Here is a 24,180-nt window from a genome sequence, read left to right as displayed (position 1 = left end):
TTGGAGGGTGCGCACCGCCGGGGCGGCTGCACTGCCTGTCCGGTTAGAGCGGCGCGCGGGCGCCAGATTCCGCAACGATGTGCTTCGCACGTAACTGCATGTTACGCGCGGCAGCTTATTCTTCCTCGCGGGAGGTGCCTGCCGGGGCCAGGATGTCGCGATTGCCGTTGCCCGACATGGCGGAAACCAGACCAGCCTTTTCCATGTCCTCCAGCAGCCGCGCGGCACGGTTATAGCCGATGCGCAGGTGGCGCTGCACCAGGGAGATCGAGGCGCGGCGGTTCTTCAGCACCACGTCGACAGCCTGGTCGTAGAGCGGATCGGCCTCGCCGCCGCCGCCAATGCCAGCGCCACCGCCCATGCCATCGCTGCCCAGGTCGCCCTCGGCCACGCCGCCTTCGAGGATGCCCTCGATGTAGTTGGTCTCGCCGCCTTCCTTGAGCTTTTCGACCACGCGGTGCACTTCATCGTCGGAGACAAAGGCGCCGTGGACGCGGATCGGCACGCCGGTGCCCGGCGCCAGGTAGAGCATATCGCCCATGCCGAGCAACGCCTCCGCGCCCTGCTGGTCGAGGATGGTGCGCGAATCGATCTTGCTGCTGACCTGGAAGGCGATGCGGGTCGGCACGTTGGCCTTGATCAGGCCAGTGATCACGTCGACCGACGGACGCTGCGTGGCCAGCACCAGGTGGATGCCGGCGGCGCGGGCCTTCTGCGCGATGCGCGCGATCAGCTCTTCCACCTTCTTGCCCACCACCATCATCAGGTCGGCCAGCTCGTCGATCACAATCACGATCATCGGCAGCTTCTCGAGCGGCTCGGGCGCGTCCGGGGTCAGGCTGAACGGGTTGGGAAGCTTCTCCTCGCGCGAGGCGGCTTCATCGATCTTCTTGTTGTAGCCGGCCAGGTTGCGCACGCCCAGCTTGCTCATCAGCTTGTAGCGCCGCTCCATCTCGCCGACCGCCCAGTTCAGGGCGTTGCCGGCCTGGCGCATGTCGGTCACCACCGGGCACAGCAGATGTGGGATGCCTTCGTAGACACTCATCTCCAGCATCTTGGGGTCGATCAGGATCAGCCGCACCTGCTCGGCCTTGGCCTTGTAGAGCAGCGACAGGATCATGGCGTTGATGCCAACCGACTTGCCGGAGCCGGTGGTACCCGCCACCATGCAGTGCGGCATCTTGGCCAGATCCGCCACCATGGGCTTGCCGGCGATGTCCTTGCCCAGCGCCATCGTGAGGTTGGACGCGCTCTCGTTGTAGACCTGCGAGCCGAGGATCTCGGACAGCCGCACCGTCTGGCGCTTGGGGTTGGGCAGTTCCAGCCCCATGTAGATCTTGCCGGGGATGGTTTCCACCACGCGAATGGAAACCAGCGACAGCGAACGCGCCAGGTCACGCGCCAGGTTGACCACCTGGCTGCCCTTGACGCCGGTGGCCGGCTCGATTTCGTAGCGGGTGATGACCGGGCCCGGGTAGGCCGCCACCACCTTGACCTCGACACCGAAATCCTTGAGCTTCTTCTCGATCAGGCGCGAGGTGAATTCCAGCGTTTCGGCGCTGACGGTTTCCTGGTGCGTGGGGATGGGGTCCAGCAGCGCCAGCGGCGGCAGGTCGGAGTCCTGGATATCGGCGAACAGCGGCTGCTGCTTCTCGCGCTCCACGCGTTCGTGCTTGGGCACCGCCTGGGGCCGCACGATCTGCACCGGCGTGGCCTCCTCGATCTTGACCCGCTGCACTTCCACGGTTTCGGTGCGCACGACCTTGGCCGCCTCGCCGATGATGCGATCCTGCTTGCTTTCGCGGCGCGCCTTGAAGCCGAGGAAGAGCGTCTCGACGAAGCCGCCCACGTGCTCGGCCACCGACAGCCACGAGAAATGGAAGAACAGCGACAGGCCGATGGCCAGCGTCAGCAAGAGCAGCAGCGTGGCGCCGGTGAAGCCCAGCGCCATCTGCATCCAGCCACCGAGCAGGTCGCCCAGCACGCCACCCGGGGCGCGTGGCAGCGCGGCGCGCAGCGGATACATGCGGATGGCCTCCAGGCCCATGCTGGCGGTCAGCGACAGGCCAAAGCCGATCCAGCTCACCACCAGGCCCTGCCGTGCCTCGCCGTTGCGCTCGGGCAGCTCGGCGGTCAGCGCACGCCAGCCGCGCCAGCAGCGGCGCACCAGCAACACCGCCCACCAGTAGGCGGAGAAGCCGAAGATAAAGAACAGCACATCGGCCATCCAGGCGCCCACGCGGCCGCCGAGGTTGTGGATGTCGGCCACCTGGTTGGCGTGCGACCAGCCCGGATCCGCCTTGCTGTAGCTGGCCAGGATGCAGACGAAGGCCAGTGTGACCGCCAGCAACAGGAACCAGCGCACTTCGCCCAGCAGCTTGCCGATGCGCGAGGGCAGCGCGGAAGGATCAGTACGTGTTGTGGTAGTAGCTCGGGCCATGCCTGGATCTGGGTTGCCAACTGAAGAGGGTGTGCCGGCCATTTTAACCTTGGCCAGGGCTATCGTTCCCATTGGAATTTGCAACAGTGAGCAAACGCCGGTCCACTTATAATGCTGGTTTCGATTCATGCTAGTGCGCATCAAGGCGCACCAGCCATAGGAAAGCATCATGGCCAAACACGCAAAAGTGCTGATTCTCGGTTCCGGCCCCGCCGGCTATACCGCCGCCGTCTATGCGGCCCGCGCCAACCTGCAACCGGTGCTGATCACCGGCCTGGCCCAGGGTGGCCAGCTGATGACCACCACCGACGTGGAAAACTGGCCCGCCGACGCCAACGGCGTGCAAGGCCCGGAACTGATGCAGCGCTTCCTGGAGCATGCCGAACGCTTCAACACCGAAATCATCTTCGATCACATCCATACCGCCAAGCTGACCGAACGCCCGATCCGCCTGGTGGGCGATGCCGGTGAATACACCTGCGATTCGCTGATCATCGCCACCGGCGCCTCGGCCCAGTACCTTGGCCTGCCGTCGGAAGAGCTGTTCATGGGCCGCGGCGTGTCGGCCTGCGCCACCTGCGACGGTTTCTTCTACAAGAACCAGGAAGTGGCCGTGGTCGGCGGCGGCAACACCGCGGTGGAAGAAGCCCTCTACCTGTCCCAGATCGCCAGCAAGGTGACCGTGCTGCATCGCCGCGACAAGTTCCGCGCCGAGCCGATCCTGGTCGACCGCCTGCTGCAGCGCGAGAAGGAAGGCCGCGTGGAAATCCGCTGGAACTCCGTGCTGGAAGAAGTGACCGGCGACGACTCCGGCGTGACGGGCCTGAAGGTGCGCAACGTGAACACCGGCACGGTCGAAGACCTCAAGCTGGCGGGCGTGTTCGTGGCCATCGGGCACAAGCCGAACACCGAACTGTTCGAAGGCCAGCTCGAGATGCACAACGGCTATATCGTCACCAAGAGCGGCCTGGCAGGCGATGCCACGGCCACCAGCATCCCGGGCGTGTTCGCAGCCGGCGATGTGCAGGACCACATCTATCGCCAGGCGATCACCAGCGCCGGCACGGGCTGCATGGCAGCCCTGGATGCACAGCGCTACGTGGAAGCCCTGCAGTAAAGAGATAAAGACTGAAGGCTCAGGCCGGGCTTGCCCGGCCTTTGTCTTTTTCAAGCCGGTGATGCCGCCGCCCGCACCAGCCGCGCCCCGCCCTGCCACCCTATAATCACGCCGAGCACCCCGGAGACTCGCCATGACGCACGGCGCCAGAAAGCCCACCAAACCTGCCACCCCCGCCGCCAACCCGCCCAAGCGTTTCGGCCTGACCGACCTGTCCGGCTTGCGCGACTCCCTCAAGGCCGACACGGAGCGGCGCGAAGCCGAGCGCCGCGCGGCGGACGAAGCCGCGCAGCGCGCCCGCGAAGAAGCCGACGTATTCCGCAGCAGCGTTGGCAACGTCAACACCCTGCGCGACCGCAACCGCGTCACTCCCGCGCCTCGCCATCCGGCGCCCGTGCCGGTGCAAACCCAGCTGGACGACAAAGCCGTGCTGGCCGCGTCGCTTTCCGACGAGTTCGACGTCGAGAACCTGCTCGATACCGACGAAACCCTGTCGTTCCGCCGCCCCGGCATCGGCATGGACGTGGTCAAGAAGCTGCGCCGCGGCGAATGGGTGCCCCAGGACAAGATCGACCTGCACGGCCTGCGCAGCGAAGAAGCGCGCGAGGCATTGGCCGAGTTCGTGCGGCGCTCGGTCAAGCGTGGCGTGCGTTGCGTGCGCGTGATCCACGGCAAGGGCAACGGCTCGCCGGACAAGACGCCCGTGCTCAAGGGCAAGGTGCGCAGCTGGCTGGTACAGAAGGAAGAAGTGCTGGCCTTCGTGCAGGCACGCGGCGCCGAGGGCGGTGCCGGCGCGCTGATGGTGCTGCTGCGCCAGCCGCACGCCTGAGACGGCGCGCACGATGCATTTGCCGCTCGATCTCCTGATGGGGCGGTTGCCCCTGATCCTGCATGTCATGGAAGTGGTGGGCGTGCTCGCCTTTGCCGTGTCCGGCGTGGTCGATGCGCGCAAGCAGCGCTTCGATGCCGTGGGCACCTTCGTGGTAGCGTTCGCCACCGCCTTCGGCGGCGGCACGGTGCGCGACGTATTGCTGGACCGCCGCCCCTTCTACTGGGTCGACCACGAAGGCTATGTGATCTTGATCTTCGTGATGTCGCTCGGCGCGTCGTTCGTGCTGCGGGTGGTCAGCCGGGTGGCATCCGAGCGCACCATGATCACGGCCGATGCGATCGGCCTGGGGCTGTTTTCGGTCACCGGTACATCGCTCGCGCTGGTGGCGCAGATGACCCCGACCGTGGCGGTCATGATGGGCATCATCTCTTCGGTGTTCGGTGGCGTGGTACGCGACGTGTTGTGCAACGAGGTGCCGATGATCCTGCGTGACCGCTCGCCCTATGCCACCTGTGCCTTCGTCGGCTGCTGTGTCTATGTTGGCCTGACCTGGCTGCAGGCCGAGCAGGAACTGGCCCTGCTGGCGGGCGCCATCACCATCACGGCGGCGCGCCTGCTGTGCGTGCGTTTCGGCTGGAAGTTGCCGAGCTAGGCGACAACAACAGCGGCAATCCAGGCGCCCCCTCCCGTGGGATCGCCAGGATTGCCCGCCGGCGCTTGAACGCTAAAAAAGCCTGAGCGCCCGAATGCTTAAACGGCGGCTTCGTCCTGCTCGCCGGTGCGGATGCGGATCACGCGCTCGATCTCGGTCACGAAGATCTTGCCGTCGCCGATCTTGCCGGTGTGCGCTGCCTTGACGATGGCGTCCAGCACGGTGTCGAGCTGGTTCTCGGCAACCACGACCTCGATCTTGATCTTGGGCAGGAAGTCGACCACGTACTCGGCGCCGCGATACAGCTCGGTATGCCCCTTCTGGCGGCCAAAGCCCTTCACCTCGGTTACCGTCAGGCCGGTCACGCCGACGTCAGCCAGCGCCTCGCGCACTTCGTCCAGCTTGAACGGTTTGATGATGGCGGTAATCTGCTTCATATTGGCCCCTTATATAGTCGTTGGTTAGTGAGAGATTTTAGCCTGCCTGCCAGCCGCGGGATGTGGCCTGCCGCACCGCGCCATTTCCGGTAGACTCAACCGTCGCCGCGCCCGCATCTGCGCGGGCGCGGCGTGATCAGCCATAGCAGCCAAAGCAGCCATGCCGGAACAAGGGCGCCGCCCGAGGGCAGCGCCGATGATGAGCAAATCTAGCGCAATGCAGTCTGAATCTTTCAAGCCCGGCTCCGACCAGCCTGACGCGGCCACCCCGGGGGCGGCTGCGGCACAAGGCCGGCAGGAACACGAGCGGGTGGAGAATTATCGCACGCAGATCGTTTTCGATCTGTCCGAGCTGCCCGAGGCCGAGTGGGACGCCCTGGTGGCGGCCCAGCCCGGGGCCACGCCGTTCCTGCGCCACGCCTTCCTGCACGCCATGCATGCCAGTGGCAGCGCCTGCGACGAGACCGGCTGGAGTCCGCGCTACCTGACGCTATGGGCGCGGCGCGCCGAGGGTGGCGAGCGCCTGGCGGCGGCCATGCCGCTGTACGCGAAGTCGCACTCTTATGGGGAATACGTGTTCGACTGGGCCTGGGCCGACGCCTACGCGCAGCATCGCCTGCCCTACTACCCCAAGCTGCTGTCCGCGGTTCCCTTCACGCCCGTGCAGGGTGCGCGGCTGCTGGCCGAGGACGAAGACGCGCGCCGCTGCCTGCTGCAATGTGCGCTGGCGGTGGCGGAACAAAGCCAGTTGTCCTCCCTGCACGTGCTGTTTCCCGACGAGCACGAGGCCGCGCTGATGGAAGACGCCGGCATGCTGATGCGCCACGGCGTGCAGTTCCACTGGACCAACCCGGGCTATGAGAGCTTCGAAGCGTTCCTGGCCACGCTCTCGCAAAAGAAACGCAAGAACATCCGCGCCGAACGGCGCCGCGTGGCCGACGCCGGCATCACCTTCCGCCAGTTGCGCGGGCCCGAGATCGACGAGGCGCAATGGCGCTTTTTCAACCGCTGCTACCGGCAAACGTACCGCGAGCATCATTCCACGCCCTACCTGAACCTGGATTTCTTCCAGCGCATCGGCGCCGCCATGCCGGAGAACCTGCTGCTGGTGGTCGCCGAGCGTGCCGGCCAGCCGATTGCCGCGTCCCTGGTGGTCTATGACGACGACCCGGCGCGCAGCACCCTGTTCGGGCGCTACTGGGGCGCGCTTGAGCACCACCCCTGCCTGCATTTCGAGACGGCTTACTACCAGCCGCTGGAGTTTTGCATAGCCCAGGGCATCCGCACCTTCGAAGGTGGCGCCCAGGGCGAGCACAAGATGGCGCGAGGCTTTCTGCCCGTGGCGACCCGCTCTGCCCACTGGCTGGCGCACCCGTCCTTTGCCGATGCCGTGGAGCGTTTCCTGGTGCGCGAGCGCCAGGGCATCGACGCCTACCTGGACGAGCTGAACGACCGCACGCCGTTTGCGCGCAGCTAGGGCCGGCTTGCCCGGCGCGCGTTTAGCGCCACATGCGCCGCAGCGTGTTATCGCCCAGCATGTAGTGGTGGAACAGCGCCGCGATGGCGTGCAGCCCGATCACCGTGTAGAAGGCGGTGCCCAGCGTGCCGTGGACGTCCTCGAGGGTCTCTTTCAGGTCCTTGCTTTGCGCCACCAGCGAGGGCAGCTCGATGCCAAGGCCTGGCACCGTCAGCAGGTGGCCGCCGGCGTTGAGGGCCAACAGGCCCAGCACGGGCTGCACGAAAATGAACAGATAGAGCACAAGGTGCATGGCACTGCCGAGCAGCTGCATCCAGCGCGGACCGGGCTCGGGCGCCGGCGCGCCGCGCACCAGGCGCCACAGCAGGCGCGGCACCGCCAGGATGAGCACCAGCGCGCCAGCCCAAGTGTGCACCGACATCGACAATGCCCGGGATGCGCTGCCCTTGGGCAGAAAGCCTTTGAGCTCGATCGCGGCGTACGCGGTGGCAATCAGCAGGAACACTGCCCAGTGGAAGAACACCGCCGGGCCGGAATACCGTGCCATGGTGGACGGCGTCGAAAAGGTAGCGGACATGGGGAATTGGCAGTTTGCATGCCGAGTTGTTCTGTGATTGAAGCTTAACCCACTGGCTTCATGGCGTCTTTGGTTTCCATCAAGCCTGGCGCAACAAAAAACCCCGCCGCAGCGGGGTTTATTCAGCATCGGTTCAGCCACGCGCCGGATTCAGGCATGACTGACCATGGATGCCGGTGCTTACTTGGTGTAGTTCGCCACGCCGTCGGTGATTTCCTTGTGGGCTTCTTCAATGCCGGCCCAGCCTTCCACCTTGACCCACTTGCCTGCCTCGAGTGCCTTGTAGTTCTCAAAGAAGTGCTTGATCTGGTCCAGCAGGTTCTGCGGCACGTCCGACAGGCCCTTCATGAAGGCGGTGGCGGGCGACAGCTTGTCCAGCGGCACGGCGACCAGCTTGGCATCCACGCCGGACTCATCGGTCATCTTGAGCATGCCCAGCGCGCGGCAGCGCACCACTGCGCCGGCCAGGATCGGGAACGGCGAGAGCACCAGCACGTCGACGGGGTCGCCGTCGCCCGACAGGGTCTGGGGAATGAAGCCGTAGTTGGCCGGGTAGCGCATGCCCGTGCCGATGAAACGGTCGACGAAGAGCAGGCCGGTTTCCTTGTCGGCTTCGTACTTCACCGGATCGCTCTGGGCGGAGATTTCGATGATGACGTTGAAATCGTTCGGGATGTCCTTGCCGGGGGAAACGAGGTTGAAGCTCATGCTTGCTCTCCAGATGCCTGTGTTTGAGGATGGCGGGCATTATAGCGTTTCGAAGCTGACCCAGGCCTGACGCGCGCGTGCCTTGCGCGTCTCGCGCCGTGAGTGATAATGGCGGATTGTCCGCAAGCCGCATCGACAGGCGCACTGCCAGCCACAACCTGGCAGTCGCATCCAGCCGGAGCCATCCAATGCACGCCCAGCACTTCGTTGCCAACCGCCTGATCGCGCCGGACTCCGGCTTGCGCATCAAGGTATTCGACCCATCCAGCGGCGAGCCTTTCGCCGAAATCGCCCGCGGCAACGCGGTCGACATCAACGTGGCCGTGCACGCCGCGCGCCAGGCCGCCGACGGCGCCTGGGGCGCGATGGCGCCCGCCGAGCGCTCCCGCCTGCTCAACCGCGTGGCGCTGACGCTGATCGAGCACGAGGCCGAGCTCGCCGCGCTGGAAGCGCGCGATACCGGCAAGCCCCTGCGCCAGGCCACCGCCGACGCGCGCGCCGTGGCGCGCTACTTCGAGTTCTACGCCGGCGCGGTCGACAAGCTGCACGGCCAGACCATCCCCTACCAGCCCGGCTTTACCGTGCTGACCGTGCGCGAGCCGCATGGCGTGACCGGCCACATCATCCCGTGGAACTACCCGCTGCAGATCTTCGGGCGCAGCGTGGGCGCGGCGCTGGCCACGGGCAATGCCTGCGTGGTCAAGCCCGCCGAAGACGCCTGCCTGTCGCTGCTGCGCGTGGCGGAGCTGGCGGCCGAGGCCGGCCTGCCCGAGGGCGCGCTGAACATCGTCACCGGCTACGGCCATGAAGCCGGCGCCGCGCTGGCGCGCCACGCCGGCGTCAACCACATCTCCTTCACCGGCTCGCCGCAGACCGGCAAGCTGATCGCGCAGATGGCGGCCGAAAACCACGTGCCGGTCACGCTGGAGCTCGGCGGCAAGTCGCCCCAGATCGTCTTTGCCGATGCCGACATCGACGCGCTGGTGCCGGTCATCGTCAACGGCATCGTGCAAAACGCGGGCCAGACCTGCTCGGCCGGCAGCCGCGTGCTGGTGGAGCGCCCGCTTTACAACGCCGTGCTCGACCGCCTGGCCACGGTGTTCGAGTCCTTGCGCGTAGGGCCGTCGGAGCTGGACCTGGAATGCGGCCCGCTGATCAACCGCAAGCAGCAGCAGCGCGTCTGGGATTTCGTCTCCGATGCGCAGCACGCCGGCATTGCCGCCATGGCGCAAGGCCAGATCGTGGCGCAAGCGCCGGAGTCCGGCTATTACCAGGTGCCGATGCTGTTCCGCGACGTGCCGCCCACGCACCGGCTGGCGCAGGAGGAAGTGTTTGGCCCGCTGCTGGCCGCCACGCCGTTCGACACCGAGGCAGAAGCCATCGCGCTCGCCAACGGCACGCCCTATGGCCTGGTCGCCGGCATCTGGACCCGCGATGGCGCGCGCCAGCTGCGCCTGGCGCACAAGCTGCGCGCGGGCCAGGTCTTTATCAACAACTACGGTGCCGGCGGCGGGGTAGAGCTACCTTTTGGCGGCAGCGGGCAGTCCGGCTACGGCCGCGAGAAGGGCTTCGAAGCCCTGTACGGATTCACCACACTGAAAACCATCGCCATTCAACATGGGTAATATCAACTTCCTGTCCGTCGCCTTCGCCATTTTCTTCTTCTGGATGGCGTGGCACGTCAGAAACAAACGCGCCACCAACCCCTCGGCCATGCCGCGCCTGCAGGTCTTCAAGCGCAAATGGGGCGACACCGTGGGGGACCGCGTGCACTGGTGCCTCTACGTGGCGCTGCCCTTCCTGCTCGCGCTGATGATGGTCGCCAACGCGCTGCGCGGCCGCGGCCCGTTCTCGCACTAAAGCATTGGCGCAGACATAGCAGACGTTTTTTCCGGCGCCGCATGCGGCAAGCGGCGCCGACCCAGCGGTATCGTGCAACCAGAAAAATAGATCCATGTAGATCTACAGATCCAAGAGGAGACAGCATGACAACAACCGCAGTACATTCCGGCGCCGCCGACCCCGCGTTCGAGGACGCCACCTACCGCAAGGTGACCTTGCGCCTGGTGCCGTTCCTTTTGCTTTGCTACGTGGTGGCATACCTGGACCGCGTCAACGTCGGCTTCGCCAAGCTGCAGATGCTCGGCGACCTGAAGTTCAGCGAGACCATCTATGGCCTCGGCGCGGGCATCTTCTTCATCGGCTACTTCCTGTTCGAAGTGCCCAGCAACGTGATCCTGCATAAGGTCGGCGCGCGCATCTGGATCGCGCGGATCATGATCACCTGGGGCGTGATCTCGGCGGCGATGATGTTCGTCACCACGCCGACCATGTTCTACGTGCTGCGCTTCCTGCTGGGGATCGCCGAGGCCGGCTTCTTCCCCGGCATCATCCTCTACCTGACCTACTGGTACCCGTCGCACCGGCGCGGGCGCACCACCACCTTCTTCATGACCGCAATCGCGCTCTCCGGCGTGATCGGTGGGCCGCTGTCAGGCTGGATGATGCAATCGTTCGACGGCCGCAACGGCTGGTCCGGCTGGCAATGGATGTTCCTGCTCGAAGGCATCCCGTCGGTGCTGGTTGGGCTGGTGGTGCTGGCCTACCTGGACGACCGCATCGTCCACGCCAAGTGGCTGAGCCACGAGGAGAAGGCCCTGCTCCAGCGCAACATCGCCGCCGAGGACATGCACAAGGAAGACGCGCCGATCGGCAAGGTGCTGTCCAGCCCGCGCGTGTGGCTGATGAGCGCGATCTACTTCAGCTTCGTGATGGGCCTGTACGGCGTGAGCTTCTGGCTGCCCACCATCATCAAGCAGACCGGCGTGAAGAGCCCGCTGGACATCGGCCTGCTCACCGCCATCCCCTACGGCTGCGCGGTGGTCGGCATGGTGCTGGTGGCCTACAGCGCCGACCGCACCCGCGAACGCCGCTGGCATATCGCCGTTCCCGCGCTGCTGGGCGCAGTCGGCCTGGTGCTGTCAGTGCAATGGCACAACAATACCGTGCTGGCACTGCTCGGCCTGACGCTGGCCACCATCGGCATCCTGACCACCCTGCCGCTCTTCTGGAGCCTGCCGACGGCCTTCCTGGCTGGCACAGGCGCGGCCGCGGGGATCGCGCTGATCAATTCGCTGGGGAATCTGGCCGGGTTCATCAGCCCGTATGCGGTGGGCTGGTTGAAGGACCTGACGCAGAGCACGGACTCCGGGATGTACCTGCTGGCGGCGTGTCTGGTGGTGGGCGCGGCGTTGACACTGTCGGTGCCGGCGCGGATGGTGAACAAGTAGGAGATCGAGGGCCGGCGCCACAAGGTATGCCCGCCCTCTCCCCCGGCCCCTCTCCCACAAGTGGGAGAGGGGAGCAAACCAGCGGAAGAGTCAGAGCATCGATTCAGTGTAGCCGTGTGACCCGCCCCCAGGCGGGGAACACCCCAGCGCGATGCGAAGCGAGCCGTCAAGGTGTGCCAAGGCCGTATGGGGCGCCTCGGGATTCGGCGAAAAGAGCGGAAAAGAGGGACCCATGTCTGAGTATCGCCTTAAGGCGATGCGAGTTTGGGTCCCGGCCGCTCTTTTCGTCGAAGCCCGAGGGGGTAGTCGCCCCATCCGGCGCGCCTTCTTTGCCTACTTTCTTGGCAAGACAAGAAAGTAGGTCGCCGCCCCGAAGGGGTGGTGAAACAGCAGTTGCAGTTGCAGTTGCAGTTGCAGTTGCAGTTGCAGTTGCAGTTGCAGTCAACCACCCACCACCACCATCAATTCCCCGCATCCTCCCCCAGCATCTGCGCCACCGACCCCGCCATCCCAACCGCCCGCTCACCCAACAAATGCTGCAACGTAGTGAGCAACTCATCCTCGTTATACGGCTTACCCAAATAAACATTCACCCCGATCTCAGCCGCATAACGCCGATGCTTCTCCGCCGTGCGCGAAGTGATCATCACCAACGGCATATGCGCGGTCCGGCTATCCGCCCGCACATTGCGCGTCAGGTCAAAACCATCCATATGCGGCATCTCGATGTCGACCAGCATCGCGTCAGGCATCACCTCCTGCAACTGCCGCAACGCGTCCACACCATCGCGCGCCAGCACCACCTGGTAGCCGGCCCGCGTCAGCAAGCGATGCGTGACCTTGCGCACGGTCAGTGAGTCGTCGACCACCATGACGGTCGGCTGCGTGGCCAGCCCTTGCACCGGAGCCGCGCCGCCTTGCGAGAACTCGGCCACCGCACCCAGCGTCGGCTGCTGCGCTGGCTGGGGCAGATGCGGCAGAGCGGCAAGCTGCGGACGGGCCAGCTCGCCGCGCTCGCGCACGAAGCGCTGCGCCAGCACGACCGGGTTGTAGATCAGCACGATCTCGCCGTCACCAAGCGTGGTCGCGCCGGCAATGCCCTCGAGGCGTGCCAGGTGCGGGCCGATGTGCTTGACCACCACTTCGCGGTTGCCGATCACTTCGTCCACGTGCACGGCGATGCGCTCGACACCGCTGCGCACCACCACCACCGGCGAATACTTCTTGCCTGCGGCTACCGCCGGCGTTTCCTCCAGCAGCGTGCCGAGGTAGTGGAACGGCACGGCGCCGCCGGGCGCGTCGAGGCTGCCCTGGTTGTAGGCTTCAAGCAGGCCTTGCGAGCGCAGTTGCTGAACCTGGTCGATCATGCCGCTGGGGATGGCGAAGGGCCGCCCGCCCAGCGTGACCAGCAGCACTTGCGTAATGGCTGTCGTCAGCGGCAGGTGCACGGTAAAGCGGGTGCCCTGCCCGTATTGCGTGGCCAGCGCGATGCGCCCGCCCAGCGCCACCGTTTCAGCGCGCACCACGTCCATGCCGACACCGCGCCCCGCCAGCTCCGACACCGTATCCGCGGTGCTGAAGCCTGGGGCGAAGATCATCTCGGTGAGGCGGGCATCGCCCGCATCATCGTCCGGCGCCAGCAGCTCGCGCTCGATGGCGCGCGCGCGGATGCGCACGAGGTCCAGGCCGCCGCCATCGTCCACGAAGTGCAGCACCACCTCATTGCCTTCTTGCTGCACTTCCAGTGTGAGCGCACCGGTGGCGGGCTTGCCCGCGGCGCGGCGCACGTCGGCGGACTCGATGCCGTGCACAACGGCATTGCGGATCAGGTGCTCGATCGGGCCGGCCATGCGGTCCAGCACGGAGCGGTCGACCTCTACGGTGCCGCCCTTGATCAGCAGGCGCACTTCCTTGCCGGTCTCGCTGGCGGCCTGGCGCGCCACGCGATACAAACGCTCGGCCAGCGCGTCGAACTGCACCATGCGCGCCTGCATCAGGCTGCGCTGCAGGCCACGCGTGAGGCGGGCTTGCGCGTCGAGGTCGCCGGCGGCGCGATCGAAGCCGCGCTGCAGGTTTTGCTCGACGGTGGCCACGTCGTTGACCGACTCGGCCATCATCCGCGTCAGCTCCTGGAAACGCGTGAAGCGATCGAACTCGAGCGGATCGAACTCGACCGTGTGCTGGGCATCGGCAGTGCGCGAGGCCATCTGCGACTCGGCCTGGATCTCGATCTCGCGCAACTGGCCGCGCAAGCGCGCCACGTTGTCGTTGAGCTCGCCCAGGTAGCTGCGCATCGCGTCGAGCTCGCTCTCCAGCCGCGCGCGCGTCGCGCCGACTTCGCCGGCATCGGTGATCAGCGTATCAAGGGTGCGGGCCTGCACCCGCACCAGCGCGCGCTGGCGTTCGACGGCGTCGGTGGCGGGGGCCAGCGCAGCGCCCATTGCGGGCACCGGCAGGGATGCCCCCACCGGCCGCATAGGCGCACTGGGCAGCCACGGCTGCACCGTGGCGCTCGGCGGCGCGGCGTGGCTGGCAACACCAGCTTGTGGCGCGTCTTGCACAGGCGCAGGTGTGGGTGCGGCGGGTGCGGCCGGAACCGGCGCCTCGTCCGGCGCGCTGTTCTGCCCGGTCATGGTGTTGATCAGCTCGGGATCGTCCACCGGCAGCAGGCGGCCTGCCTGCAGCGCCTCGCTATGCGCGAGGATACGGTCGTACCAGGCGTACAGGCGCACGAACAGGAGCGGCCCCACGCGATCGGCGCGCACGGCGGCATCGAGCAGGGTTTCCATTTCGTGGGCGGCCTGGCCCAGCGCCATGGCGCCGGCCATCCGGGCGCTGCCCTTGAGCGTGTGCAGCGCGCGCAGGATCAGGCCGGCGTGGCTGGCATGCTCGCCATCGCCGCAGGCGGCCTCCCAGCCACGCAGCAGCTTGCCCAGCTCCGGCAAGCTGCCGTGCGCTTCTTCCAGGAAAATCTCGACGAGCGCCGGATCGGGGGCTTCCTCGGCGACCTCGGTGGCTTGCTCGTACGGCGTATCCGTGACACCCGGGGCCGCTTGTGCTTGCACCGCATGCAGGGGCGTGACGGTGGCGTCGTGCAGCATGCCGGCATTGGCCACGCCGGGCAGCTTGCCAAACAGCTGCGCAACCGGCGCGTCCTCGGCCTCGGCCAGCAGCTCCACCGCCGGCAGCGCCAGGCGCGGGCGCACCATGGCGCGCTCGCCAAGCTCCAGCAGGCTGCGGCAGAGCGCGTCATCGGCGGCAGGCCAGATGCCCGCGGCAAACTGGTGCAGCATGCCGCGCACGCGCTCCACCGCCTGCTCCAGCAAGCGGAAGTCACCCGGGTGCATCGCCACCGGGTGCGCGCCGAGCTGCAGCATCAGACGCTCAAGCGCCTCGGCAATGGCGCGTACCGGTTCCAGGCCGACCGTGGAAGCGCTGCCTTGCAAGGTATGCGCGACACGCAGCGCCAGCTCGCTCGGGCAGGGACGGCCCTCGTGGCGCCACTCGGAGAGATCGGTGGCGAACTGGCGGATGAGGTCGTCGGCTTCCTGCAGGTAGACGTTGTAAAGCGGCAGGCTGATGCGCACCGGGCCGATCAGCTTGAAGTGGTCGTTTTCCTCGGCTGGCGTGCTGGCAAAGCGGAAAGGAATGACCTTGGCATCCGCCGCCACCGTGTTGTCCACTTCGGCCTCGGCCGGGTGCTCTGCATCCTGCGCAGGGGGCTGGATACCTGGCACGGGTTCCAGCTCCATCACCGGTTGTGCTTCCAGCACCTGTTCGTCCTCGGGCTGCTCACCCGCGCGCACAGACTGCGCCGCGGCCAGCAGGCCCGTGGCATCGTGCGCGGCATGGGCATCGCCGCGCAGTGCGTTCACCCAACCAGACAGCTCATCGTGGGCACGCAGCAGCAAGTCCAGCAGGACCGGCGCCGGGGCGCGGGCCTCGGCAATCCAAAGGTTCATCACCTGCTCGATTGCCCAGGCTGCTTCGCCATAGCGATGCAGGCCGACCATCCGGCTGGATCCCTTGAGCGTATGAAAGGCGCGGCGCAGGCGGCTGATGGTATCGGCATCCGCCAGCGCGTGGAGGCCGCCGCCGAGATCATTGGCGACCTCGCCCAGCACTTCGACCGCTTCGGTCAGGAAGATGTCCAGCAGTTCGGCGTCGATGGCGGCGGTATCGGCCGCGGCGGGCATGGCTGCCGCTGGCGCGGGCGTGCCGGGCGCGCTGGCCGGCAGCGCCTCGGCCAGCGCCACCACCAGGCGCTCGGCCGCGCCGTGGGAGCCGGCGAGCCAGGCATTGAGCTGCGTGGTGGCTTCGCCGGCCTGGCGGCGCAGGCCAGCTGCGTCGTCGATGGCGGCCTGCTCGTTCATCGCCTGCAGCGCCGCGCGCAGCGCCTTCACTTCGGGCGCGTCAGCGGCCGCCGGATGGCGCATCGCCTCGTTGGCTGCCGCGCGCGCCTTGGCTAGCAGCGTCGCGTGGGAAACCGCGCCGCCCTGCTCGTCTTGCGCGGTAACGTCGACGGCATCGGCATGCGTGTCCGCTGATGCGGCACGGCCAAATGCCAGCGCATCGATAAAGGCATGCACAACACCCAGCTCGCCGGCAATCGCGGCAAGGTGGCCAGCGCGCTCGCTCACCGCGTCGGCAGCGCTGACAGGCTCGCCTGCAGCCTGCGTGGCGCGCGTGCCGGCAAGCCATTCCAGCGCTGGCATCACGCGCTCCAGCGCCGCCGCTACCGCAAGCGCATCGGCCTGCAAGGCTTCTGGCAGCGCGCCGGCCTCGCGCAAGCCAGCCAGCGTGCCGGCGAGTGCCGCGAACGCGCGTTCGGCGTCGCGCAGGTGCGCGCCGGCTTCGGCGCGGGTGGCATCGCGGTCATAGGCATCGAGCCAGGATTCGCCGCTGTCGAGGTGGCCGCGCAGCTGCGCCACTGCCGCCTCGCGCAGGCGTTGGGTGCGCGCCTCGTCCACCATCTGCGCGAGCCAGCGCGGCGCTTGCGCAGCGGGCTCGCCACGCTCATGCGCGCCAAGGTACAAGGTCAGTTCATCGCAACGCCGTGCGAACTCGGCCGCCGCCGCGTGCCCGGTGCTGCCATGCACGCGCCATGGCAGCGCCAGTGCCCGCCCCAGGAACAAGGCAATGGCGCTGGCGCCAAAGGGATCATCGGCACCAGGGCGGACCTGCAGCGCGGCATCCAGGCAGCGCAGCAGCGCCGGCTGGGCCAGCGGCTGCGCGGCTTCGGCCAGCACGGCGAGCGCGTTATGCCATTCACCGTGATCCGGGCCAGCGGCAGCGGCCCGCTCGAGCGCGGTGGCCGCCTGCTGCAGGTTGCGGGTGTCGATCGGGTCGAGCCAGCCGTAGTAGCGCACGCGGAAGTCGGCATGCACGGTGGCATGCGCCGCATCGATGCGGAAGGCTTGCAGGCATTCGCGAATGGCGGAGCGCAGCACCAGCACGGGCGCGCCCTGCGGTTCGTCCGCGGGCGGCGTTCCGCTGGTGGTGACCAGCAGGTACACGGCGTCGTTGAGCAAGGCTTGCGGCACCCGCACCTGGCCTTGCAGGTACTGGCGCAGCAGCAGGTGGGCACGCCCAGCCAGCCGCTTGGCCAGCAGGTCCGACGGCAGCAGGCCGTGGGCCAGCGCGCCGAACACCAGCGCCAGCACATGCCACACGCCGCGGTCTGGATGGTCGGTGGCCCGGCGCAGTTCCTGCTCGCTCGCGCGTACGTCTTCCAGCGCGGACTCCAGCGGCAGATAGGCCTCGTGCAACAGGCTCGGCTCGGCGCATGGCACCGGCAGGCGCAGCGCCTTGAGCAACGCCGCCTCGAAGCGCTGGCGCGCGCGCGTGACCGTGGAGGCCATGCGCATCGGCAGCAAGATGCCGGGCAGCATCTGCAGCTCGTCCACCCACAGGTCGGCGGGGTGCACGCGGTCTTCGCCAAGGCGGCCCAGCACGTCGGCATAGGAACAGAACAGCCGCACCGGATCTTCGTCGTCGCCAACCATCAGGTCGTCGACGTACTCGGCCAGCGCTTGCACGCCGAGGCGGAACGCGGCCAGCGTGCGGGCGTCGGCGGGCACGGCGCCGCCATCGATGCCTTCGAGCAGGCGGCGCAGCGCCTGGCAATACGGATCGACCCCGCGCAGGCCAACGATGTGCACCGCACCGGCGGCCTGGTGCAGGTGCTGGCCGGCCAGGCGCAGCGAAGTGGTGTCGCGCGCGCCCAGCGCCTCGGGCGCCTGCTGCACTTCATCGACGTAATGGCCCAGCTCGGCCGCGGCGTCATCCAGCGCGGCGCGCAGGCTCGGCGCCAGCCAGGCCAGCACGGAAAGATCACGAGCTACCGGGGCGGCAGGCTTCCTGGCAGGGGCGGCCAGCTCGGCGGACAGGTCCGGCGAAGGGATCGGCGCCAGCGGATCCTGCACGGCCGGATCGGTGCCGGCGGCCTCGCGCGAGACAGGGAAATTCAATGACATGACTGCTTCCAATGCGTCCAATGCGGTGGCGCCGGTCCGTGGCCCGCATCCGCGCGGGCTCGCGTTGAACACCAATGCTGACTCGTATGCTGACTCGTCAGGCGATCTTGAATCGCAGCACCGAATTGCGCAGCTCTTCGGTCAGCAAGGTCAGCTGGCGCACCGAGAGTGCCGTCTGGCGCGTGCCGGACGAGGTCTGCTCGGTCACCTGCAGGATCCCTTCGATATTGCGTGCCACCGCGGTAGCCAGCCCCGCCTCATGCGAGGTGGTCTGGGAAATCTGCTCGATCAGCTCGGCGAGCTGGCGCGACACGCGGCCGATCTCCACCAGCGCGGCGCCGGCGTTGTCCGACAGCTTGGCCCCTTCCACCACGCCCTGCGTGCTGCGCTCCATGGCGTGCACCGCGTCCTGGGTGTCGGTCTGGATGGTGCGGATCAGCGCGCCGATCTGCTTGGTTGCCTCGCCGGAGCGCTCTGCCAGCCGCTGCACTTCTTCGGCCACCACCGAGAAGCCGCGCCCGGCTTCACCGGCCGATGCGGCCTGGATGGCGGCGTTCAGCGCCAGCACGTTGGTCTGCTCGGTAATGTCGGAAATCAGCTCGACGATTTCACCGATCTCCTGCGAGGATTCGCCCAGGCGCTTGATGCGCTTGGAGGTGTCCTGGATCTGCTCGCGGATGTCGTTCATGCCGACGATGGCGTTCTGCACCGCGTGCTGGCCCTGCTCGGCCGCGGCCAGCGAGGCGCGCGCCACGTTGGCGGATTCCGCCGCGCCGCGCGAGACCTGCGTGATGCGGTCCGCCATCTCCACCACCGATTCGCCGGTCTGGCGGATCTGGCGCGATTGCTCTTCCGAGGCGGCGACCAGCTCGGTCGAGGTGTCCTGCACCTGCCCCGATGCCTGCGTCACCTCGCCGGCGGTCTGCTGCACCCGGCCGACCAGTTCGCGCAGTTCTTCCACCGTGTAGTTCACCGAGTCGGCGATGGCGCCGGTGATGTCCTCGGTCACGGTGGCTTGTTTGGTCAGGTCGCCGTCGGCGATGTCCTGCAACTCGTTCATCAACTGCAAAATCGCCTTCTGGGTCGCGTCGTTGTTGCGCTTTTCATCCAGGCGGCGGGCTTCAGCCTCGCGCTCGCGGGCCTCGGCTTCGAGGGTACGGGCACGCGAGTCGCGCAGGTACAGCGCGGCCAGGCCGGCCAGGAACAGCAGCGTGAGCAAGGCCGAGACGATGGTGGCGCCCAGCGTCAGCGGGCGCACGCGCGCGCCTTGCGCATAAGCGGCCTGCAGCGCGGACAGCTCGCCGCGCAGTGCCTCGTTGTCGTTGAAGATCTGCTGCTGCGCGCGCTTGGCGGCGATCAGGCCGGGCAGGTTCTGCAGGATGGTCTGGGTGGTCTTCTGCACCGCGTCGAAACGTTGCGACAGTTGCTGCAGGTAGCCGCGGGTTTCAGCATCTCCCGCCGCCGACAGCCGCAGCGCTTCGCTGCCGTTCATCAGGCCATCCAGGGTTTCGCGGAAGGTATTGGTGTCCTTGCCGAGCAGGAACGCGGTTTCCGGGTTGACGCCTTCGCCCGCCAGGAACTCGTTGAGGTTCTTACCCAGGCGCTGCGTCAGCATCACCAGCTGCGCGGAGGCAGCCACCTCGCGCGCGTTGGCGCCGCTTTGCAACTTGATTGCCGCCACCTGCTCCGCGCTTTCCAGCAGTTCGGGGTTGGAGGCGTTGAAGATCTGCAGCGTCTGGCCAATGGTGGTCAGGGTGGGCTGCTGGGCCAGCACGTCACCGGCGCTCTTCTCGGTGCGCTGCCAGGACTCCATCGCTTTTTCCAGCAGCGGCGCGGCGGCTGCGCCGGTCGCGCGCACGTGCTTCGCATCGCTGCCGTCTTGCAGCGCCTGCAAGTCGCCCGCGAGCTCGCTCTTGGACTGGCGCAGCTGCGTGAACGCCTGCGCGTTGCCCAGCAGCGCCACCGGCACGGCCTTGGCCAGCCGCTGCGAGTGCATCAGCATGTCGCCGGCGATCTCGATCTGCGCCGCGCCGTTGTTGGCTTCGCGGTTATCGAAATACACCGATGCCAGCAGCGCCGCCAGCGACACCACCACGCCGGTGGTCAGCGCGCGCTGCTGGCTGGCAAACGGGATGCGGGACAGCCGGCCCGAGAGCGTCTCGGCCGGGGTGCTTCGCGTGCTGGGCGCGGCTGCGGCGTCTGCCGCCAGTTCGGCGGCACCGGCCGCCGGTGCCTGGCGACCCAGGCTGAACATCTTGAAACCCATAGCACCCTCTGTCCGTTATTTTTTGAATTTGATTTGTCGCCGTGCCGTTGCGCCGTTGCACCGCTGCGGCTTCGCATCCTTGCAAGCGGCGCCGCGCGGCGTTCAGGCAGCCTGCCGGCCCACCTGCAGGAAGGCCGGTGACGCCAGCAACCTGCGCACATCGAGCACCTGCCAGTCGCGCCCGTCGCGATCGGCAAAACGCGCCCCCTCCCAGTCTGGCGCTGCATCCTGCCCCGCCGGCGGCGCGTTCGCCGCTTCCACCGGCAACGACAGGTCGCCGGCATGGCGCAGCCCGATCACGCGCGTGGCCAGGATGCCGCAGGCACGCTCCACCTGGCGCGACAGCACCACGATCTTGCTGCCCGGCTGCAGCGCGGTGGCTCCCTCGCCGCAGAACAGGCCGAAATCGATCACGCCCAGCAGGCTGCCGCGTGCGTTCACCAGCCCGGTGTACCAGGACTGCGTGAGCGGCACGCGGCTGGGCTGGCGCATCTCCAGCACCTCGCCCGTCTCCGGCAACGGCAGCAGCCAGTGCCGCTGTCCCACCTGCAGGCCCAGGAAGCTGTCCACCGCCGGCAGGCTGCGCGCCTCGCGCAGCCTGCGGGCCAGCATGGCCTGGTAGTCCTGCAGCCGGGTCTGGCGGGCACGAAGATCCTGGCGCGGCGCGGTCATGGTCGGGTTCCGGTGAGAAGGCAAGGATGGGCTCGGATGCAAGCGGGCAGGAAACCGGCGCGCGGCTCAGTGCGCCAGCGCAGCGATCTTGGTCAGCAGTTCTTCGCCATCGACCGGCTTGACGACGTAGTCTGCCGCGCCCTGGCGCATGCCCCAGATGCGGTCGGTGTCCAGGCCCTTGCTGGTGCACATGATCACGGGGATGTCCTTGAAGCGGTCGTCGCGCTTGATCGCGCGGGTCGCCTGGTAGCCGTTCTGGCCGGGCATCACCACGTCCATCAGGATCAGGTCGAAGGGTTCCTTCTCGAGCCGGGCGAAGGCCTGTTCGCTATTGCCGGCCACCGAGACCTTGAAGCCCTTCTTGCCAAGCAGGTCGGACATGAACAGGGCTTCGGTGGGGGAGTCGTCGACGATAAGGATTTTGCTGATAGTCATGATGATTGGTATTCCTTGGATTGCGCTCAAGCCGGCAAGGGGCTGGCCACGGCAGCGGCACGTGGCACGCAGGCGTCTACCGCCTGCAGCAGCGACTCACGGGTAAAAGGCTTGGCGAGATGGTCTTGCGCGCCGACCAGGCGGCCGCGCGAACGGTCGAACACGCCGTCGCGGGAGGACAGCATGATCACCGGGATGGCATGGAACCGGGGGCTTTTCTTGATGAGGGCGCAGGTCTGGTAACCGTCCAGGCGCGGCATCAGGATGTCGCAGAAGATCAGGTCCGGATGCATGTCGCCGACCTTGGCGAGTGCCTCGAAGCCGTCTTCGGCCAGCAGCACCTGGCAGCCGGCCTGGGACAGGAAGATCTCGGCGGTGCGGCGAATGGTGCTGGAATCGTCAATGACGAGCACCTTGCGGCGCGCAGGCGCAGCAGCGCCGCTAGCGCCAGCGCCAGCTTCGACCGCGCCGCTGACCTCGGCGTTGACCCGAATACCTTCTTGTAGTTGAGCGACCCGCATCTCGTTCCCGCGACCAGCGTGTTTCCCTGACGGAAACGCCGGCATTCACTTGAGAACTTCCGCGCAAGGCAGCCTGGCCGCCCCGACGGACCCCCGAAACAAAACGATTTGATTCCCGAAAACACGCCGGCCGGAAAGCCCCGGTGCCCGGCAAACGGCGGCGCGTGGTACCCGCGCCTGCCGCGGCCCACCCCCCAAAGGGTGGATTTTCAAATTTGAAACAGAGTGTGACAAGTCGCCGTGGGGCCGTCAATCCGGAATCTCGGGCGGCCCCTGGCGATCTGTCGCATCGACGCGACGCGACGCGGCGGGCTGAGGCCCCAAGCGGTGTCGTCACGGTCGCGTCATGGTGACGCATGGCCAGATCAAGCCATCCAGCCTGTGCTGGCTGGCGACGCGGCGGTGTTAGCGTTGCTGTTTAGCAACTCCAGCCAGCCTGGAGCATGTCAGAGCGCCACCATCTCGAAATCTTCCTTGCGCGCGCCGCATTCCGGGCAGGTCCAGTTGATGGGCACGTCTTCCCATTTGGTGCCGGGGGCAATGCCGTCTTCGGGCGCGCCGGTAGCTTCGTCGTAAATCCAGCCGCAGATCAGGCACATCCAGGTCTTGTATTCCATAACGGTCCAGTCACTCTCCATTAAAATTCAGGGCCAGATGGTACCGAATCGGCGCCGCCGGCGCCAGCCGGGCTAGCAGGATTCGGGCCAAATACGCCGTGTTCGCGCACGTTACCGCGTAAATGCCTCGCATTTGAGCCTTTTTGCCGGCATCTTCAAGGTAACTTGCTGCCTGTTAGAACGCGTTTCTCCCGCTTTTGATTTCACGCAAAGCCATGTCTCGTAACCAGCAGCTCTTCGACCGCGCACAGCAAACCATTCCGGGCGGCGTCAATTCGCCCGTGCGCGCCTTCCGCTCGGTGGGCGGCACGCCCCGCTTCATCACGCGCGCCGAAGGCGCTTACATGTGGGACGCCGACGGCCAGCGCTACATCGACTATATCGGCTCCTGGGGCCCGATGATCGTCGGCCATGCCCACCCCGAAGTGGTGCGCGCGGTGCAGGAGACCTCGGCCCACAGCTTCTCGTTCGGCGCGCCGACCGAGGCCGAGATCGAGATGGCCGAGGAAATCTGCAAGCTGGTGCCGTCGATCGAGCAGGTGCGCCTGGTTTCCTCCGGCACCGAGGCCACCATGAGCGCGCTGCGCCTGGCGCGCGGCTTCACCAAGCGCGACCTGATCGTGAAGTTCGAGGGCTGCTACCACGGCCATGCCGACAGCCTGCTGGTCAAGGCGGGTTCCGGCCTGCTGACCTTTGCCGACACCACCAAGAACGCGCCCTCCTCGGCCGGCGTGCCCGCCGACGTGACCAAGCACACCATGGTGCTGGAGTACAACAACGTCGAGCAGCTCGAGCAAGCCTTTATCAAGCACGCCGGTGAGATCGCCGCGGTGATCGTGGAGCCGGTGGCCGGCAACATGAACCTGGTGCGCGCAAGCGATGCGTTCCTGCAAGCCATGCGCTCGCTGTGCACCAAGCATGGCGCCGTGCTGATCTTCGACGAGGTGATGACCGGCTTTCGCGTAGCGCTGGGCGGCGCGCAGGCGCATTACGGCATCACGCCGGACCTGACCTGCCTGGGCAAGGTGATCGGCGGCGGCATGCCGGCGGCGGCCTTTGGCGGGCGGCGCGACATCATGGCCTGCCTGGCGCCGCTGGGCGCCGTGTACCAGGCCGGCACGCTGTCGGGCAACCCGCTAGCGGTGGCGGCCGGGCTGACCACCCTCAAGCTGATCCAGGCACAGGGCTTCCATGACCGCCTTGCCGCGCAAACCCGCAAGCTGGCCGACGGCCTGGCCGCGGCCGCGGCTGATGCCGGCGTGCCGTTCGCGGCGGATGCCATCGGCGGCATGTTCGGCCTGTACTTCCGCGAGGGCGTGCCGGGCAGCTTTGCTGAAGTCACGCAGTGCGATACCGCGCGCTTCAACCGCTTCTTCCACGCCATGCTGGATGCCGGCGTCTACCTGGCGCCGTCCGCCTTTGAGGCGGGCTTCGTCTCGGCGCAGCACGACGACGCGATCCTCGCCACTACCATCGAAGCCGCCCGCAAGGCTTTCGCGGCATGAGGGTCTGAGGGTCTGTGTTGTTGGTCTTTGAACTGCAACTGCAAGTGCTTAACTGCCACTTCAAGGTCAGAAGCTAAAAGGCAACTGCAGTTTCACCTCCCCTGCGGGGAGGCGACCTACTTTTTTGTCTTGCCAAAAAAGTAGGCAAAAAAGGCGCG

General features: G+C 67.1%; 18 protein-coding genes. 8 read left to right on the top strand and 10 right to left on the bottom strand.

Translation table 11 applies throughout. The features are described 5' to 3' along the window. Nucleotides 1–115: 115 nt before the first annotated feature. Nucleotides 116–2,440, bottom strand: coding sequence for a DNA translocase FtsK (locus AC1Q7Q_RS00090; RefSeq protein ID WP_492376503.1), 2,325 nt, complete (start codon nucleotides 2,438–2,440; stop codon nucleotides 116–118). Between the two features lie 169 nt (nucleotides 2,441–2,609). Between AC1Q7Q_RS00090 and trxB the strand changes: the two genes are divergently transcribed. From trxB to AC1Q7Q_RS00075, 3 genes are all read left to right on the top strand, one after another. Continuing rightward, complete coding sequence (gene trxB / locus AC1Q7Q_RS00085; RefSeq protein ID WP_043344442.1) at nucleotides 2,610–3,557, top strand: thioredoxin-disulfide reductase; 948 nt, start codon at nucleotides 2,610–2,612, stop codon at nucleotides 3,555–3,557. A 133-nt stretch (nucleotides 3,558–3,690) separates the two neighbouring features. Beyond that, a complete protein-coding gene (locus tag AC1Q7Q_RS00080) occupies nucleotides 3,691–4,386 on the top strand; it encodes a Smr/MutS family protein (protein ID WP_492387114.1) in 696 nt (231 codons plus the stop codon). A 13-nt stretch (nucleotides 4,387–4,399) separates the two neighbouring features. Beyond that, nucleotides 4,400–5,041 (top strand): trimeric intracellular cation channel family protein, encoded by a 642-nt coding sequence (locus AC1Q7Q_RS00075; protein WP_150992623.1) that lies wholly within the window; start codon nucleotides 4,400–4,402, stop codon nucleotides 5,039–5,041. A 98-nt stretch (nucleotides 5,042–5,139) separates the two neighbouring features. Here AC1Q7Q_RS00075 and glnK read toward each other — a convergent pair whose 3' ends face one another. After that, nucleotides 5,140–5,478 (bottom strand): P-II family nitrogen regulator, encoded by a 339-nt coding sequence (gene glnK, locus AC1Q7Q_RS00070; RefSeq protein ID WP_006162803.1) that lies wholly within the window; start codon nucleotides 5,476–5,478, stop codon nucleotides 5,140–5,142. A gap of 217 nt (nucleotides 5,479–5,695) precedes the next feature. Here glnK and AC1Q7Q_RS00065 point away from each other — a divergent pair, with 217 nt between their 5' ends. Beyond that, the gene (locus tag AC1Q7Q_RS00065) at nucleotides 5,696–6,955 is read left to right on the top strand and encodes a GNAT family N-acetyltransferase (protein WP_492376739.1); all 1,260 of its coding nucleotides are present in this window, start codon (nucleotides 5,696–5,698) and stop codon (nucleotides 6,953–6,955) included. Nucleotides 6,956–6,977: 22 nt separating this feature from the next. On the opposite strand, the gene AC1Q7Q_RS00060 is transcribed toward AC1Q7Q_RS00065, so the two are convergent. Together AC1Q7Q_RS00060 and ppa are read right to left on the bottom strand one after the other, a co-directional pair. Beyond that, complete coding sequence (locus tag AC1Q7Q_RS00060; protein ID WP_492376738.1) at nucleotides 6,978–7,532, bottom strand: cytochrome b; 555 nt, start codon at nucleotides 7,530–7,532, stop codon at nucleotides 6,978–6,980. Between the two features lie 180 nt (nucleotides 7,533–7,712). Then, complete coding sequence (gene ppa / locus AC1Q7Q_RS00055) at nucleotides 7,713–8,240, bottom strand: inorganic diphosphatase (protein WP_043344428.1); 528 nt, start codon at nucleotides 8,238–8,240, stop codon at nucleotides 7,713–7,715. Between the two features lie 188 nt (nucleotides 8,241–8,428). On the opposite strand from ppa, the gene AC1Q7Q_RS00050 reads away from it, so the two are divergent. The 3 genes from AC1Q7Q_RS00050 to AC1Q7Q_RS00040 all read left to right on the top strand — a co-directional run bounded on the left by AC1Q7Q_RS00050 (nucleotide 8,429) and on the right by AC1Q7Q_RS00040 (nucleotide 11,530). Further along, nucleotides 8,429–9,865, top strand: coding sequence for an aldehyde dehydrogenase family protein (locus AC1Q7Q_RS00050; RefSeq protein WP_492376737.1), 1,437 nt, complete (start codon nucleotides 8,429–8,431; stop codon nucleotides 9,863–9,865). Further along, a complete protein-coding gene (locus AC1Q7Q_RS00045) occupies nucleotides 9,858–10,100 on the top strand; it encodes a hypothetical protein (RefSeq protein ID WP_006162792.1) in 243 nt (80 codons plus the stop codon). The genes AC1Q7Q_RS00050 and AC1Q7Q_RS00045 overlap by 8 nt, the downstream gene beginning before the upstream one ends. Before the next feature lie 125 nt (nucleotides 10,101–10,225). Continuing rightward, nucleotides 10,226–11,530, top strand: coding sequence for an MFS transporter (locus tag AC1Q7Q_RS00040; protein WP_492376736.1), 1,305 nt, complete (start codon nucleotides 10,226–10,228; stop codon nucleotides 11,528–11,530). Between the two features lie 461 nt (nucleotides 11,531–11,991). On the opposite strand, the gene AC1Q7Q_RS00035 is transcribed toward AC1Q7Q_RS00040, so the two are convergent. The 6 genes from AC1Q7Q_RS00035 to AC1Q7Q_RS00010 form a co-directional block, all read right to left on the bottom strand. Then, complete coding sequence (locus tag AC1Q7Q_RS00035) at nucleotides 11,992–18,006, bottom strand: hybrid sensor histidine kinase/response regulator (RefSeq protein ID WP_492376599.1); 6,015 nt, start codon at nucleotides 18,004–18,006, stop codon at nucleotides 11,992–11,994. A 97-nt stretch (nucleotides 18,007–18,103) separates the two neighbouring features. After that, nucleotides 18,104–20,272 carry a methyl-accepting chemotaxis protein gene (locus tag AC1Q7Q_RS00030; protein WP_492376600.1) on the bottom strand — a complete coding sequence of 723 codons (2,169 nt, stop codon included), beginning with the start codon at nucleotides 20,270–20,272 and terminating at the stop codon, nucleotides 18,104–18,106. 102 nt (nucleotides 20,273–20,374) lie between these two features. Further along, the gene (locus AC1Q7Q_RS00025) at nucleotides 20,375–20,944 is read right to left on the bottom strand and encodes a chemotaxis protein CheW (protein ID WP_492387113.1); all 570 of its coding nucleotides are present in this window, start codon (nucleotides 20,942–20,944) and stop codon (nucleotides 20,375–20,377) included. 66 nt (nucleotides 20,945–21,010) lie between these two features. Then, nucleotides 21,011–21,379 (bottom strand): response regulator, encoded by a 369-nt coding sequence (locus AC1Q7Q_RS00020; protein WP_043344417.1) that lies wholly within the window; start codon nucleotides 21,377–21,379, stop codon nucleotides 21,011–21,013. A gap of 26 nt (nucleotides 21,380–21,405) precedes the next feature. After that, nucleotides 21,406–21,900 carry a response regulator gene (locus tag AC1Q7Q_RS00015; RefSeq protein WP_006159033.1) on the bottom strand — a complete coding sequence of 165 codons (495 nt, stop codon included), beginning with the start codon at nucleotides 21,898–21,900 and terminating at the stop codon, nucleotides 21,406–21,408. A 446-nt stretch (nucleotides 21,901–22,346) separates the two neighbouring features. Continuing rightward, on the bottom strand, nucleotides 22,347–22,517 hold the full coding sequence (locus AC1Q7Q_RS00010) for a rubredoxin (RefSeq protein ID WP_006159034.1): 171 nt from the start codon (nucleotides 22,515–22,517) through the stop codon (nucleotides 22,347–22,349). A gap of 215 nt (nucleotides 22,518–22,732) precedes the next feature. Here AC1Q7Q_RS00010 and hemL point away from each other — a divergent pair, with 215 nt between their 5' ends. Beyond that, nucleotides 22,733–24,022, top strand: a complete 1,290-nt coding sequence (gene hemL / locus AC1Q7Q_RS00005) for a glutamate-1-semialdehyde 2,1-aminomutase (protein WP_492376602.1) — start codon at nucleotides 22,733–22,735, stop codon at nucleotides 24,020–24,022. The last annotated feature ends 158 nt before the right edge of the window (nucleotides 24,023–24,180 follow it).

It is taken from the genome of Cupriavidus sp. GW823-FHT07A04 (assembly GCF_058794615.1).
This window is presented reverse-complemented; position numbering and strand designations above follow the sequence as displayed.

What these genes read in the sequence shown, in the direction of transcription:
- AC1Q7Q_RS00045 (WP_006162792.1), top strand. Translation starts at nt 9,858, where the DNA reads ATGGGTAATATCAACTTCCTGTCCGTCGCCTTCGCCATTTTCTTCTTC.
- AC1Q7Q_RS00020 (WP_043344417.1), bottom strand. Translation starts at nt 21,379, where the DNA reads ATGACTATCAGCAAAATCCTTATCGTCGACGACTCCCCCACCGAAGCC.
- AC1Q7Q_RS00025 (WP_492387113.1), bottom strand. Translation starts at nt 20,944, where the DNA reads ATGACCGCGCCGCGCCAGGATCTTCGTGCCCGCCAGACCCGGCTGCAG.
- trxB (WP_043344442.1), top strand. Translation starts at nt 2,610, where the DNA reads ATGGCCAAACACGCAAAAGTGCTGATTCTCGGTTCCGGCCCCGCCGGC.
- AC1Q7Q_RS00090 (WP_492376503.1), bottom strand. Translation starts at nt 2,440, where the DNA reads ATGGCCCGAGCTACTACCACAACACGTACTGATCCTTCCGCGCTGCCC.
- AC1Q7Q_RS00065 (WP_492376739.1), top strand. Translation starts at nt 5,696, where the DNA reads ATGCAGTCTGAATCTTTCAAGCCCGGCTCCGACCAGCCTGACGCGGCC.
- hemL (WP_492376602.1), top strand. Translation starts at nt 22,733, where the DNA reads ATGTCTCGTAACCAGCAGCTCTTCGACCGCGCACAGCAAACCATTCCG.
- AC1Q7Q_RS00040 (WP_492376736.1), top strand. Translation starts at nt 10,226, where the DNA reads ATGACAACAACCGCAGTACATTCCGGCGCCGCCGACCCCGCGTTCGAG.
- ppa (WP_043344428.1), bottom strand. Translation starts at nt 8,240, where the DNA reads ATGAGCTTCAACCTCGTTTCCCCCGGCAAGGACATCCCGAACGATTTC.
- AC1Q7Q_RS00075 (WP_150992623.1), top strand. Translation starts at nt 4,400, where the DNA reads ATGCATTTGCCGCTCGATCTCCTGATGGGGCGGTTGCCCCTGATCCTG.
- AC1Q7Q_RS00035 (WP_492376599.1), bottom strand. Translation starts at nt 18,006, where the DNA reads ATGTCATTGAATTTCCCTGTCTCGCGCGAGGCCGCCGGCACCGATCCG.
- AC1Q7Q_RS00060 (WP_492376738.1), bottom strand. Translation starts at nt 7,532, where the DNA reads ATGTCCGCTACCTTTTCGACGCCGTCCACCATGGCACGGTATTCCGGC.
- AC1Q7Q_RS00030 (WP_492376600.1), bottom strand. Translation starts at nt 20,272, where the DNA reads ATGGGTTTCAAGATGTTCAGCCTGGGTCGCCAGGCACCGGCGGCCGGT.
- AC1Q7Q_RS00050 (WP_492376737.1), top strand. Translation starts at nt 8,429, where the DNA reads ATGCACGCCCAGCACTTCGTTGCCAACCGCCTGATCGCGCCGGACTCC.
- AC1Q7Q_RS00015 (WP_006159033.1), bottom strand. Translation starts at nt 21,900, where the DNA reads ATGCGGGTCGCTCAACTACAAGAAGGTATTCGGGTCAACGCCGAGGTC.
- AC1Q7Q_RS00080 (WP_492387114.1), top strand. Translation starts at nt 3,691, where the DNA reads ATGACGCACGGCGCCAGAAAGCCCACCAAACCTGCCACCCCCGCCGCC.
- glnK (WP_006162803.1), bottom strand. Translation starts at nt 5,478, where the DNA reads ATGAAGCAGATTACCGCCATCATCAAACCGTTCAAGCTGGACGAAGTG.
- AC1Q7Q_RS00010 (WP_006159034.1), bottom strand. Translation starts at nt 22,517, where the DNA reads ATGGAATACAAGACCTGGATGTGCCTGATCTGCGGCTGGATTTACGAC.